Origin of the sequence: Luteolibacter luteus, assembly GCF_012913485.1 — a bacterium.
GTDB classification, from domain to species: Bacteria; Verrucomicrobiota; Verrucomicrobiia; order Verrucomicrobiales; family Akkermansiaceae; genus Haloferula; species Haloferula lutea.
In genome coordinates this window covers 6,134,319-6,149,018 of record NZ_CP051774.1, presented here as the reverse complement: position 1 = coordinate 6,149,018, position 14,700 = coordinate 6,134,319, and the positions used below count along the sequence as shown (strand labels likewise).

Sequence of the window (14,700 nt, the reverse complement as noted above, 5' to 3'; positions counted from 1 at the left end):
CGCACCCATGAGCTCAAACAACAATCCGCCTAAGGAGAAGTTTTATTCGGCGCTCATCGAGATGGTGGGCATTCACGATCTAGCCGAGGAGGACAATGACAGCTACACCAATAGGGTAGGGCTTTTCCGTACAGTCATTAGGACCACCTTGAATGCTATCGGCAATCTCGAATCCCGACCTTGGATAGATAGTTGTTTCTTCCAGACGTCGGATCTCTCGAAATTGATGGTCGTTCTAACACACATCCGGGAATTGCTCCTCGTTAACACGGTTCCCGTTTTTCTTCGAGGGGCTGTCAAATGTGGCAGGTCTTTCCAGGATGATTCCTACGAGAAAGACGCGGCAATCCTTGAGGGTCGGGTGCAGAGGCTAAAGGCCGCGGCAATCGAAGTTGATGGAGAGGTTCGAGATGCTTTAGTCGTCATGGGCCGGGGCTATTCGCAATTGCTGTTCCGGAATCAATTTCTCTACGGGGAGGGCACCCGGTCTCAGCTCGTCGAATTTTGGGATATCTCGGTCACTCGCTTGTTCGAAACACGATTTTCTCCCGCTGGTCTCATCCGGGAAATTGACCGGAATAGATCCGCTTCGACCAAGTCCGGCCGGTTCTACACTCCTATCCTGATGAACTTCGCCAGGAATTCGGGCCGCGGGCGAGAATGGCCGGATGCTCCACAAATTGAATCTGAACCTGCGGACAGCAAAGCCTTGGAAGCAAAGCTGCGATTGTTCCTCACCCTTATAGGCGATACGGAACCATGCCGGATGCTACAGGAGTTGCCAGGCGGTGTTTTAATATATCTCGTTGCGTTAGATCGCTATTTTCTCTCACAAACCGCGGACTCGTTGAGAAACAACTTGGAGAACACTCTGAAGGAGCGGCTATCCGAAGCAAAAGCTTCTAAGAAAGAGAAGCGCAAGACCAACCCTGAGCAGAGGGATCCGGAAATCGCTGACCTGCAACAACAAATTGAGGACTTGGGCCCCTCCGACAATTTCTGCCAGTCCTTCGAGAAGACTCTGGGAAAATGGATCTACAAAGCGAAGTGGATTGAGAAAAGATTGTCGCTCACCTGTAATGAGGGATTGCCACCGACTGCGGTAATCGGGGCGGCGAGCAGAGGACGAGTCAGGAAAGCGATCGAGGCAGCCAAAGACGGAATGAGGACGAAATCGAGACCGGCAACCAAGTCCTCATCCAAGAGAGTCAGGACAGTCAAGGAAGTGAAAGCTCGCAGATCCTCCTGACAGAGCGAACTGGGGAATTATTGAAATGAGACAACAGATTCTCTAGATTGTCGCTCATCCATTGGATGCTAACGCCAATCCCTCGGGATCCCGAGTAGCTTCACCAGCGCAGCCTGCTCCTGGTCATCGGCGATGGGGACGTTTTCGCCGGAGAATTCGAGGATGCCGTCGTTTACTTCGGCGTAGTGAGAGGAGGTGATATCGTGGTCTCCCGACATGGGGATGACGTGGAGATGGGCATGGGGGACGCCGAAGCCGGCGATGGCGTAGCCGATGCGCTTGGGCTTGAGGGTTTCCTGGATGCGGAGGCCGAGGTTCTTGCCGATGCGGAGGAGGTGGGCCGCGAGGTCGTCATCGAGGTCGATGAAGTGATCGATGTGGACCTTTGGCAGGACGACGGCGTGGCCTTGTTGGACTGGCCGGTGGTCGAGGATCGCAAGGGCGCGGTCGTCCTCGTAGAGCTTCCATGCGGGGATGTTCCCCTGGATGATTTCGCAGAAGACGCAGGGCATTTGTTAGAAGAAACCATCAATCCCCGATCTTGCAATCATCAAACGGACGGGGGTCGGGGTGGGTGGAGTTTGATGGGTGGGTTGGGGCGAGTTTTTCTAGCAAGGGAGGATCGGTGATGCGGCTTGTTGCCGCGAGTTTCCGACGGTCATAGACCGCCGCTACATTTTATCCTGACCGCTCCTGCGGAGCCCGGAGGCGGGCGAGGGCGCGCTCCTGTATGGAGCTTATGGCTTGTCGTTCATCTTCACGACGCCGAGTTTGCCGTCGCTTTGCCATGGGTCACCGCCGCCGTTCTTGCCGGAGTTCGCTTGGAAGTCGGCCTCGTAGGAACTGCTGCCCTGTGGCTGGGTCTTGAGAAGATCTGCCATCAGGAGATCGCGTTCCTTGTCGACCTCCGGGGCGATGTGATGGGTGACTTGTCCGGTGGTGTGGCTGAAGCCGATGCTGTGATCGAAGGTGGCCGCGGCGAACCAGGCGAGCGGTTCATCCTGCTTCGGCTCGACCCGCCAGAAGCGGACGTGATGGCGCTCGCGCGGATCCTTGCCGACGGGCTTTTCGAAGCCGAGGTCCTCCTTGCGCCCGAAGAGATAGAGATTGCTGATCGGCGCGTCCTTGTAGGGGCGATGGAAGACGGAGCTCTCGGCGATGCGGATGCTGGTCGCGAGCGTGATGGGGTCCGCGGGAAACCATCCGGAAGCAAGCAGGGAGGAAACAAGCTCCGTCTCCGATCCGATCACGAGCAGATTCAGCGGATCCCCGGGGATGCCATCGGCGGTGGTGGTTACGCGCGGTGCATTATCGAGCGCCGGGTGGTGACGTTCGTGGCCCTTCCACCACTCCGGTAGCATGAGATACGACACCACGCCCCACGCGAGCACGGCCACGATGAGGAAGCCGATTGCCCGCCGGGATTGGGATCGCCGAGGATTCTTTCCGGTCACTTCACCGGACCATATACCTCAAGCTCGCTGAGGAAGGAAAAGTTCTCGTCGAAATTATCCTGCTTCGGGTGGTGATCCGGGAAGGTCGCGCGGACGTAGCGCACGGGGCGCTTGTCGAAGCGGAGTTCATGGCGGGTCTCCGTCTTCCCGGCGAACTCCTGGCGTCCGGCTTCCTGGAACTCATCGCCATTCTCGCTGAGGGAGATCACGACCGTCTTCGTGGAGCCGAAGCCGGGAATGCCGAAGCGCACGCCCTGCACGTCACGGGCGCGGCCGAGATCGATCGTCACGTGTTTCGGGAAAGCGGGAGCAGATCCGGTGGCGAAGCACGTGCCCGCCGCGCCGCGCCAATTGCCATCGGTCAGGCCGGTGTTCCAGCCGTGCGGATTCGGATCGCTGGAGGTGTAGGGTTTCTGGCGTGCAAGGTTGCGGCCCATACCCGGTTCATCCGGCCAATGGGTGTGGAAGGCACTGGCAGGTAGCCCGTCCTTGTTCATGAGATTCGGCTGCGCGACCTGCGACCAGGCAAAGCGGGCCATCACGGGATTCGGCACTTCGGCGCTCTTCAGAGTGACCACCGGTTCATTCGGAGAGATCTCCGCGGTGGCGGGCTTGAAGACCCAATCGGCCCCGGCGACCTCGAAGGAATTCGGCGGCTGTTGATCGCGCGTGACGAGGCCGGACGCGGCGTCCTTGAAGCGGACCTTGATCGCATCACCGGCAACTTCGAAGCCCTCGAAGACCGGACCGGATTTCACGATGCCCGGCTTGCCATAGGTATCGGCGAGGGCCCACAGCGAGAGACGGTGACCGACCTCCGACTTATTCCGAGGGTGGATGTCAGCAGGATTCCCGATGTCCATGGTCACGGCCATGCCGGTGTGGGGAATCTTCAGCGCCTCCTGCTGCGCGATCCAGAGTCCCTGGAGCGCGCCCTCACGCTCGGGGCCGTAGTTGTTCGGCGCGAGCTGGGTGAAGAGGAAGGGAGCATCCGGGGAGTTGAACTGCTGGCGCCAGCCCTTGATCAGCGCTTCCATCTTCAGCGTGTAGAGCAGGTCCTCACCGACATTCGATTCGCCTTGATACCAGATGAAGCCGCGCAGGCCGTAGGGCACCAAGGGATGGATCATCGCCTGATAGGTGCCGAGCGCTTGATTCGAACCGATGGGAAGGATCGGCGGGGCTGGTGGTTGCGAAGGCACGGGGGCCTGCTCCTTCACCGCACGCTCGGCGAGCTCGAGCCAGGCACGGGTGGAGGCAAGGTGGCGGACGAAGGCTTCATTGTATTTGTCCGTGCCGGGCGTGCGGGCCTCGCGGAAATCCTTCATCTCCTTCAGATCCGGGATATCGGCCAGACCTTCATCGGCGAGCCATGGCTCAATGCGCGAGCCGCCCCAGGAGCTGTGGATCATGCCGACCGGGATGCCGAGTTCCTCAGTGAGGCAGCGTCCGAAGAAGTAGGCAACGGCGGAGAAGCCCTGCACCGACTCCGGCGTGGCGGGCTCCCACTTGCCCTCAAAATCATCCAGGCGATACGGGGATACCTTCTTCGGCACGGTGATGATCCGCAGCAGCGGCACCGGCCCGGTCTTGGCGATGTCCTGATCCTCCTGGCGGGTGACATTGACCGGCCACTCCATATTCGATTGCCCGCTGGCGAGCCAGACTTCGCCCACGAGGACATCCGTCAGCTCCACGCGGTGGCCATTTTCTTCGGCGGCTTCGAGCGTGCGGCCTTCGCTGCTGGCCGACATGGCATCGAGATCGACGCGCCACTTGCCATCGCCGGCGGCCTGGGTGGATTTCTCCTGACCTGCGAAGCGGACGATGACCTTCTTGCCCGGCTCGGCGAAGCCCCAGACGGGGACGGCACGATCACGCTGAAGGACCGCGCCATTTGTGAAGACTTTCGGCAGCCGGACTTCGGCGGCGGCCGGGACGCTCAGGGCGGCGAGGGCGAGGATCAGCAGGCGGCGCGAAGAGAGAATCATGCGCGCGGATTAGGGCGCATGGAGGGGACGGGTGGGAAGCGGGAAAATGTGAGGAATGAGGCAGGAGGTATCTCAGGGCGGCAGGAGCACGGCGCGGTAAAAACGGCTCTGGACGCTGGTCGGCACGGGGTCGACGACATCATAGGGGGAAGTGGTGAGGCGGACCGTGGTCAGCTCCTGCCAGGTGTCCGGTGCCATGCTGGTGCTGTAGTCGATGCGATAGACCGAGCCGATGGTCCCCTGGAGGCGGAGCACGGGCTGGAAACTGATCTGCAGGGTGGCATCGCCAGGAGTGACGGGTGAGCCCAAGATGACGTTGTCGAGGTAGCCGGTATCCTCGCCGGTCTGGTATTCGCCACGGATGCGGAAGCCGGTGACATTGGCGAGCACCGCTTGGATCTGGGCTTGGGTAGCTTGCGGGCCTGCGAGGGAGCCGACCTTCCATGCGGCTGCCTCGGAGAGCTGAATCGAGAAGTTTGCCCAAGCGCCATTGGTCGGGGGCTTGGTGGGCAGGTCGTAGACCAAGCGGACGGCCCCGCTTTCCAGGATCACGTCTTCCGAGGCGAATTGATTCGCTCCGCCTACGATGACCTGGCGGAGATCGAAGCGGAGCATCTGGCCGTAGGTATCGGCGTGGTTGCCGAGGTATTGGGACCCGGCGATGAAGTACCAGACGCCGCCGACGGCATCGTCCTTCACACGGACGCAGCCGCCTGGATTGCCGCCAGTGGGGAGATATTCGACGCCCGCGGCAGCATCACCTGCGGCGGTCCAGCCGGAGGAGTCGGTATCGAAGAAGCTTCCGACGCCCGCGTGAGCGATGGCGAGGGAGAGCGGGAGGGCAAAAAGGAGGGGGAAAGGCCTGCGGGGAATCGGGATCATCATTGGGGGAAGGGATGAGATTTCGATGGGGCTTCTAGCAGTCTGCCACGGATGGGGCGAGGGAAAGGCGAGGCGAGCGGCTAGGCATTATCCGGGTAGGGGATGGGAGGTCTCCGAGCCGGGCAGTGGAAGTTCTCGGGGTTGTATGACTTTTCTTGAGCATTTCGCGGAGCCTGATAATAACCGCATTGAAAACCGATGAACCCGTCAGTTTTCGGCGCTGGAAATTCGATCCGGTGCCATTTTTCCCAAGCTGTTTGCTTCCAAGCCCATGTCCCTGACCAGACGTCTCCTCGCGCTCTGTACCTGCCTGCTGCTCTCGATTACAGTCTTGGGGCTGTGGCCGAGGAAGGAGGAGCGCGCCGCCGCTACAGATGCGAAATCGGCGGTCCGTAATGTCCGGCATGAGAGGGCGGAGGGCGAGGCCGCGGGCCTGAGCGCCGGAGCCGGGGATTCCGCGCCTGTTGCAACTGCGGATGAGGTGGCAGCGAAGCCTGTCGGGACGGAAGCCGTGGAGAAGTCTGCGGGCTTCGGGCAATGGGTGGGCGAGACGATTCCAGAGCCGGACTTCGGGAAGATCGCGGCTTTCAAGAACTGGACGAAGGAGTGGAAAGAGGCTTCCCCGGAAACGCGTGAGGCGATCAAGCAAGAGGGCATCCGACTGGCTGCCGCACGCCGGCCGGAATTCAAGGCGCTGATCGCGAAGGCTCCGCAGACGGCACTGGAGGAAGCGGTGCCGCGGGTGATCCGGCAGGACCTGCCAGAGGAGATCGTGGCGGAGCTTGAGAAGCCGGTATCGGCGACGGGCGACTACAATGTTTACATGGGCCGGCCGGAGGAAGGCACGGAGATGCCGGAGGACGGGCTGACGCTGCGCTATTTCCACGTGGCATCGGACGATCCGGCGAATGAGGACGGCTATGTCGATTACAAGGCGCGGGTCTTCGGCGGGATGCTGCCGGTGATGTCGAAGAAGGACATTCCGCTGCGTGGCGTGGCGATGGATCGAGAGTTCGCCGTGGCGGAGAGTCCGGTGCGGCAGCTTGAGAGCGGCGAGAGGATTCCAGCGGGGACAGTGGTGGAAGAGACCTGCCCGGTATCCGGAGAGACCACGGAGGCGGTGGCTTCCGATGAGCCGGTCACGGAAGAGACGCCGACGATCGAGGTAGGCGAGCGGGTGATCACGCTTTGCAATGGCTCGCACGTCACGGTGGTGGACGAGCAGTATCGCACGCTGGTGCAGGCCAGCGGCCCGGGTGGTCCGGCGTTTTTCATGGATGCGTTTCCCGGCACCTCATCGCGGGCGATCGGGAATTTCCGCTGCCTCTACATCCGCGCGACCTATCCGGACCAGATGGCTCCGCCGAATACGGAGGACCAGGCGATCGCGGACATGCGGAATACAACGCGCTACTACCTGGAGAGCTCGTATGGAAAGATGACCACCACGGCCACGGTCACGCCGCTGATCGTGCTGCCGCAGACGCTGGCATGGTACATCGCGAAGGATAGCGAGGTGGACGGCCTCGGCACGATGCAATCGCAGGCGCGTGCCGAAGCGCGGAAGCTGGGATACGACCCGAGCCAGTACAATTGCATCATCGTGCGTGTGAATGGAGGGCTGCGATCGGGAGCCTCATGGGGCGGCGGCGACAGCGTGTGGCTGGGATGGGGCGGCATGGACGTGATCAACCACGAGTGCGGCCACTCGCTGGGCCGCAGCCATGCGAACTACTGGCAGACCGATGACGGGACGCCCTACGGCAATGGCCAGAACCAGGAATACGGAAACTCTTTCGACGTAATGGGCGGCGGCGGTGGCTACGGTGCGCACTACAACACGATCAGCAAGCGGGCGCTGGGATGGCTGCCGGATAGCTACGTCCACCTGCCCAAGGGGAATGGCGTCTTCCGCCTCTATGCCTATGACCAGCCGCAGCTTGAGGAGGGCAAGCGCTATGCCCTGAGCGTGGCGAAGGACAGCATCCGCGGCTACAACATCGAATATCATCCGGCGAAGGTTCAGGATCAGGCACTGGTAATTTACAGCGGCATGGGCAGCAACGCCGGGCACCTGCTGGACACCACGCCGGGCAGCTCCGGTGGGAAGAACGATGGCGGCATCCAGATCGGCCGGACGTATTCCGATCCGGAGTCTGACCAGCACTTCACGGTGATCTCGAAGAACGACACCACGCCTTCTTCCCTGGACATCGCGTATTTCCGCGGGCCTTTCCCGGGCAATCAGGCGCCGACCTTGAGCCTGGCAGCGAGCGCGACGACGATCGCGGCGGGAGGCACGGTGACTTTTACCGCGACGGCTGCGGATGCGGACGGCGACGCCTTGGCGTATCGCTGGGAATTCGACGATGGGAGCACGGCGGACAATGCGGCCGTGATCACGAAGACCTTCGCAGCGGCTTCGCAAATCACGGCGATGCTGACCGTTTCCGACATGAAGGGTGGCACGGCGCGGCGCCATGTCGTGATCAATGTGGGTAGCCACGGCCGCCAGACCGTCACGGGGAACATTACCTGGAACGGTCAGCCGCTGAAGGATGTGCGCGTCAGCGATGGCAGCAAGTATGCCATGACCGACAGCAGCGGAAACTACGCGCTGTCCGGGCTCACCACCGGATCCAAGACGCTGACCGCCACGCTGAACGGCTTCACCTTCAGTCCATCCTTCACCAATCCGCTGAACGTGGTGGCGGGAACGAACACTGCCAATTGGACGGCAGGAAATTCGAACTTCGTCACGCTGGCAAAGATCGCCGATCCCGTGGAAGGCGGTGCGAATGGCAGCTTCGCGCTGACCCGGACCGGTGACGTCACCAATGCGCTGACAGTGCGCGTTTCCCCCGTAGGCGGGACGGCGACGAAGACCACGGACTACACCTTCTCTCCCGACCATGCCACGGATGGATCTTATCGCAGCTTCACCATTCCTGCGGGCCAGTCCTCGCTGACGGTGACCGTGGCCGCCGTGAATGACAGCTCCGCCGAAGGGCCGGAAACGATCACGCTGCAACTGGCATCGAACGGGAGCTATCTCTCCCAGTCGATGAACTCGATGGTAATGACCATCGGGGACAACGACACCAGCCTGCCGATGGTTTCGGTAAGGGCGACGACGCCTTACGCGAAGGAGTTTCCTGCCGAGCAGGGGCAGTTCACGTTTTATCGCACGGGCAGCACCACGGGGCCCTTGAGCCTTTCCGTGGCGTGGAGCGGCACTGCGACCAACGGCAGCGACTGCACCACGCTGCCGACAAGCGTCTCATTCTCCGCCGGAGAGATTACCAAGGTGGTGAACGTGAGCCCGCTCAACGACAGCTTGATCGAGGGGCCCGAGGAGATCATCGCGACCATCAACAACAGCGCCGCATATCTGCGGGACTCGGCAGCGACCAGCGCCACGGTGACGCTGAGCGATGACGACACGCCGGTGGTGACGGTGAGCGTGGCGGACGCGAGCGCCTCTGAAGCCGGGCCGGACGCCGGAATGTTCCTCCTTACTCGCACGGGCAGCACCGCGGCACCGCTGAAGGTTTACTATGGCCTTTCCGGCAGTGCTTTCCACGGCACCGACTATGCGCCGCTCACGGGCGAGACCACGATCCCTGCGGGTGCCACGAGCGCACCGGTGGTGATCACTCCTTACAACGACGACCTGGGTGAACCGACCGAGGATGTGACCCTTGCCGTCACGACCTTCAACAACTCCTACAGCATCGGCACGAAGTACCAGGCGACGCTGAACATCGCGGACAATTCCGATACGCCGCTGGTCTCGGTGCGGGCCGGAGCCACGGGCACGGAAGGTGGATCCGCGGGGACCTTCATCTTCCGCGCGATCGGCTCGACCGCTGGCAATATCACCGTGAACTACACGGTGAGCGGCACGGCCACCCGGGGCTCGGATTACACGGCGCTCCCGGGCACGGTTTCGATCCCGGCGAATGGCACGAACGAGGTAACCGTGAATCTCACGGTGCTCAACGACAGCTTGCCCGAACCGACCGAGACGGTGAAGTTGAAGATCACGCCGGGTGCTGCTTACCGCGTCTACAACGACGGCACGGCTGAAGCCGCAATCCGCGACAATGACAGCGGTGGCGAGCGGGTTGCGGTATCGGCTTACAACTCCAGCGCCGCCGAAGGAGGCAGCTCCGGGAAGTTCTATATCTCCCGCACGGGCACGAGCGGCGCACTGACAGTGAACTACCTGCTCGGCGGCACCGCGACCAACGGGGTCGACTACACCGGGCTCTCCGGATCGGTCGAGATTCCGGATGGCTCGCTGGGCGCGGTGGTGACCTTCACGCCGGTAAATGACTCGCTCGCGGAAGGCACCGAGAAGGTGACCCTGAGCATCGTGCCAGGTGCCACCTATGGCGTGGATCGCCCGGACTCGGCGATACTGGAGATCGCGGATAACGAGACGATGCCGCTGACGGTCGGCTTCCAGAACAGCACCACGCCGACCAGTGAACAACCGGGTGCCAACGGCGAATTCCGCGACATCCCGGTGGTGCTTTCCGCCAGCTCCGCGAACACCGTGACAGTGGACTACGTGGCCGGTGCCGGCAGCAGTGCCGCGGGCGATGATGTCGATTGGGCCTTTGTCGATGCTGGCGCGGGAAATGCGATCATTCCCGGTGGCACGCTCACCTTCGCTCCCGGCACGACCACACAGAACATCCGTATCCGTGTGAAGAACGACGGCGTGGCCGAGCAAGCGGAGACCGCGGTGATCGAACTGCGCGCGGCTTACCAGGCCGGCCTGACCAGCGGCCTGAACAAGAACTCGGTGCTGATCTTCGACGGGCCGACACCGACCCTGGTGACGGAGGAGCGCTGGAACAACGGCGCGGTCTACACGAACAACACCTTCAACTCGGTCACGCCGAACTACACCGGCCTTCTCACATCTTTCACCACCGCGCTCGACGTGGCGGATAACTACTCGCGCCGCCTGACCGGACAGATCGTGGCACCGGCCACCGGGCAGTACCGTTTCTGGATCGCCTCCGACGATGCTTCGCGGCTCTACCTGAGCACGACCTCGAGTGCGGCGAACAAGGTGCAGATCGCGAACCTCAGCACCTATACCGACTTCCAGAACTGGGATGCGAACGGCTCACAGCAATCGGCCCTGATCAATCTGGTGGCCGGACAGTCCTACTACATGGAGGTGCAACACCAGGAGGGCGGGGGCGGGGACCACGCCTCGGTCGCATGGTCGGGCCCGGGCTTCAGCCGCACTCCGATCACCTTTGTCTCCGATGTGGCGCCCCGCAGCGTGCGCTTCCTGATGGCGAACTCCACGCGCCGTGAAGGCGATGGCACCGAGCCAATGCTGATGGCCGTGCTGGATCGGCCGGCAGGCGCCAGCGGAGCGAGCGTGACCTACAGCGTGAGCGGTACCGCGACAGCGGGCAGCGACTATCAGTTGTCTCCCGGCACGCTGAACTTCGCATCCGGAGAGCAGGTGAAGCTGCTGCCATTCACGATCCTGGCGGATGGCCTTGCCGAGAATCCGGAAGCGGTGGTGGTCACGATCACCGGCGCGACCGGCGCGGCCTTGCAGAGTCCCACCACGCACACGATCATGCTGCTGGATGCCGCGGCACCGGCGGTGGATACGGTTTTCGCTTCCGCATCGTCCTCATCGATGACCGGCACCATCGTGGGCACGGCCACGGCGACTCCTGCTCCGGGACGAAGCATTGCCAGTTGGTCCATTGTTGCGGGAAACACCAACGGGATCTTTGCGATCAATGCCACGGGCCAGGTAACCCTGGCCGTGCCAGCCTCTCTGCCGAACCCCGGAGCGGTCCAACTGGTGGTGCGTGCGACCGACAACCTCGGTGCATCCGGTGATGGCGTGGTGAACGTGGTTTGCAATCCACCGGCGAACAAGGTGGTCGAACGCCGCTGGGCCGGCGAGGATGCCTTCTGGAACGAGAACTGGAGCGGTGCTCCCAACTTCACGGGCACGCTGGCAAACTTCGTCACCGGCCAGAATGTGGCAGACACCTATTCGCGCCGTCTTACCGGCCTGTTGAAGCCGACCGCCACGGGTGAATACACGTTCTGGGTGGCGGGCGATGATGACTGCCGCCTCTACTTAGGAACGGATGCCAGTTCGGCGAGCAAGGAAGAGATCGCATGGGTGGACGGCTACACGAATTTCAAGGCTTGGGATGCGCAGGGATCCCAGAAGTCGGCCGCGATCCAATTGCAGGCAGGGAAGGTCTACTGGCTGGAAGCCCAGCAACGCGAAGGCGGGGGTGGCGATCACCTCGCGGTGGCTTGGTCGGGGCCGCAGATCGCACGGCAGGATCTCCCGGCGGGCGTGCTTTTCCCCTTCGTGGCGGCAGCGGATTTCGGTGCTCCGCCCGCGGTGCCGACGGTGAACATCAGCTCGCCGCTGGCGGCAGCGACCTTCCAAGCGGGATCCAATATCACCATCAGCGCGGATCTGGCAGGAGGCTCCCAGGCCATCACCTCGGTGCAGTTCTTCCGTGGTGCCACCTTGATCGATAGCGATAGCTCCGCGCCCTACTCGGTGACCTGGACTGGGGCGGTGGCAGGGACCCACGCGCTGACGGCAAGGGTGAACTACAGCGGCGGTGCGGTGAGTTCCTCGCCGGCCTCCATCACCGTGGAAAATACCGATCCCTCGGCAGATCCGGACGGCGACGGTTTCCCGACCGGCTTGGAAACCTTGCTGGGCAGCGACCCCGATTCCAATGCCTCCCAGCCGCCTGCCAGCTATGCGAACCTCCGCGCCTGGTGGAAGCTGGATGACGGCAGCGGAACGAATGCCGACGACAGCACGGGGCGTCTCCAGGATGGAACGGTGAGCGGTGCCAGCTGGGTCGGCGGACTTTCAGGCAATGCGCTCGATTTCGATGGCAGCGACGACGGATTACTGGTGGGGACCTCCGCCGCTGTAACCGGGAGCGGGGATTTCTCCCTGGCGGCCTGGGTGAAGGTGGATCCGGGCTCGCCGCTGGGCACGGTGATCCAACAGCGCGAGCCGGGTGCGAGCGGGCACCAAGGCGAATACGTGCTCAACGTGAATGCCAACGGCACGGTGAATTTCTTCGTCTACAACAACGACCAGCATCAATTCGACCTGACCACCACGGCCACGCTGAACGACGGCCAATGGCACCATGTGGCGGCTATCCGCAGCGGAACCGCAGGTAGGATCTTCCTCGATGGAGTGGAAGCAGCCTCCGGCAGCGGTGCGATCCAGCCATTGCTCCCACGCGCGGTAGCGGTCGGCTACGACCATCGCGATAACAACAAACACTTCGACGGATCGATCGACGACGTGCGGATCTACGAGCGGGCATTGAGCTCCGCGGAGATCGACTCGCTGCACGACGCACTGGTGCCGAACCGCACGCCTGCTTTCACCACGAATCCCTTCACGAAGGCAGGTGCCACGGAGGATAGTGCCTACAGCGGCAGCATCGCGACGGACGCGACCGACCCGGATGCTGGCGACGCGCTAAGCTTCACCAAGCAAGGCGGGCCGGCCTGGCTGAACGTGGCGGCCAACGGAGCATTGAGCGGCACGCCCTTGAACGCGCATGTGGGATTAAACAACTTCACGGTGCGGGTGACCGATGCGGGCGGGCTTTGGGAAGAGGCAAGCTTCACCATCGTGGTCGCGAACGTGAACGACGCACCGGTGATCGCGAGCGATCCGGTCCACGGCGCGGATGCGACCGAAGATGCCGCCTACAGCGGAAGCATCGCAGGCGTGGCGTCCGACGATGATGCGGGGGATACCATCTCGTATTCCAAGCAGTCCGGCCCGGACTGGTTGAGCGTGGCAGCCAATGGCACGCTGGGCGGAACGCCCGGAAACGGCGACGTCGGGACGAACACCTTCACCATCCGGGCGAGCGATGGCAGCGGAGCCTATGATGAAGCCAGCTTGGTGATCATGGTGACAAACGTGAATGACGCGCCGGTCTTCACCGCGGATCCCATCCATGGCACGAACGCGACCGAGGATACGGCCTACAACGCCAACCTAGCAGGAGCGGCGGGCGACGTGGATGCAGATGATACGATCACCTATTCCAAACATGAAGGACCCGCATGGCTGAACGTGGCCGCGGATGGCGCCATCACTGGCACGCCTGCAAACGGGGACGTGGGAACCAATAGCTTCAGCCTGCGCGTGACCGATGCTGCAGGAGCCTACGATGAGACCACGCTTCTGGTGACGGTGATCAATGTGAATGACGCTCCCGTCTTCACCGTGGATCCGATCCAGCGGGCAAGCGCGACCGAGGAACAGGCTTACACCGGCCAAAGCATCGCGGAAACCGCGGCAGATGCCGATGCCGGGGATGCGATCACGTATTCGAAGACGGGCGGTCCCGAGTGGCTGCTGGTGGCGGCGAACGGAACCCTCTCCGGCAGTCCCCCGGCAGGAAGCACCGGGACGAATAGCTTCACCGTAAGGGTGACCGACACCGCGGGCCTTTGGGACGAGGCCACGCTGGCCATCGAGGTCGCAGGAGATGAACTGCCCTTGCCATGGACAACGGACGGCATCGGTGGCGGGACTACGGAGGGCTCTGCCAGCTATGGAGCGGGGGTCTTCACGGTCACGGGAGCGGGCACGTTGACAGGACGGAATGACGCGATGAACTTCGCCTGGCAACCGGTCAGCGGAAACGGGGAGATCATCGCGCGGATCAGCTCGCTGGAGAACACCGGCATGAATTCGCGGGTAGGCGTGATGATCCGCGACACGCTGGCGACGAATTCGCGCCATGTCTTCATGGGACTCACGGGCGATGGAGCTTACCGCTGGGTGCGTCGAACAGGCTTCAACGGGAACACGTCATCGTCGCCGAGCGGCACGGCCACGCTGCCCAATGCCTGGGTGCGTCTGGTCCGCAGCGGGAACGTGATCACCGCTTACAAGAGTGTAAACGGCACTGCATGGACACAGGTGGGCAGCCTGACGGCGGACTTCCCGGCGACATGTTACTTCGGCTTGGCGGTGGCGAGCGGTGGGGAAGAGATCCTGAATACCTCGCAGTTCAGCAACGTGCAGATTTCGCCGTGAGGGACATCGCCCTCG

At 62.5% G+C, this 14,700-nt stretch carries 6 protein-coding genes; 2 read left to right on the top strand and 4 right to left on the bottom strand.

Going from position 1 to position 14,700, the window contains the following annotated elements:
• Positions 1-7 precede the first annotated feature (7 nt).
• The gene (locus tag HHL09_RS25245; protein WP_169457430.1) at positions 8-1,249 is read left to right on the top strand and encodes a hypothetical protein; all 1,242 of its coding nucleotides are present in this window, start codon (positions 8-10) and stop codon (positions 1,247-1,249) included.
• A 68-nt stretch (positions 1,250-1,317) separates the two neighbouring features.
• On the opposite strand, the gene HHL09_RS25240 is transcribed toward HHL09_RS25245, so the two are convergent.
• The 4 genes from HHL09_RS25240 to HHL09_RS25225 all read right to left on the bottom strand — a co-directional run bounded on the left by HHL09_RS25240 (position 1,318) and on the right by HHL09_RS25225 (position 5,579).
• The gene (locus HHL09_RS25240; protein WP_169457429.1) at positions 1,318-1,761 is read right to left on the bottom strand and encodes an HIT family protein; all 444 of its coding nucleotides are present in this window, start codon (positions 1,759-1,761) and stop codon (positions 1,318-1,320) included.
• Positions 1,762-1,986: 225 nt separating this feature from the next.
• Positions 1,987-2,646 (bottom strand): LssY C-terminal domain-containing protein, encoded by a 660-nt coding sequence (locus HHL09_RS25235; RefSeq protein ID WP_169457428.1) that lies wholly within the window; start codon positions 2,644-2,646, stop codon positions 1,987-1,989.
• A gap of 53 nt (positions 2,647-2,699) precedes the next feature.
• Complete coding sequence (locus HHL09_RS25230) at positions 2,700-4,694, bottom strand: sialate O-acetylesterase (protein ID WP_169457427.1); 1,995 nt, start codon at positions 4,692-4,694, stop codon at positions 2,700-2,702.
• A 72-nt stretch (positions 4,695-4,766) separates the two neighbouring features.
• Positions 4,767-5,579 (bottom strand): laminin B domain-containing protein, encoded by an 813-nt coding sequence (locus HHL09_RS25225; protein WP_169457426.1) that lies wholly within the window; start codon positions 5,577-5,579, stop codon positions 4,767-4,769.
• A 268-nt stretch (positions 5,580-5,847) separates the two neighbouring features.
• Between HHL09_RS25225 and HHL09_RS25220 the strand changes: the two genes are divergently transcribed.
• Entirely contained in the window at positions 5,848-14,685 is an 8,838-nt protein-coding gene (locus HHL09_RS25220; protein WP_169457425.1) for a Calx-beta domain-containing protein, read from the top strand.
• Positions 14,686-14,700: the final 15 nt, after the last annotated feature.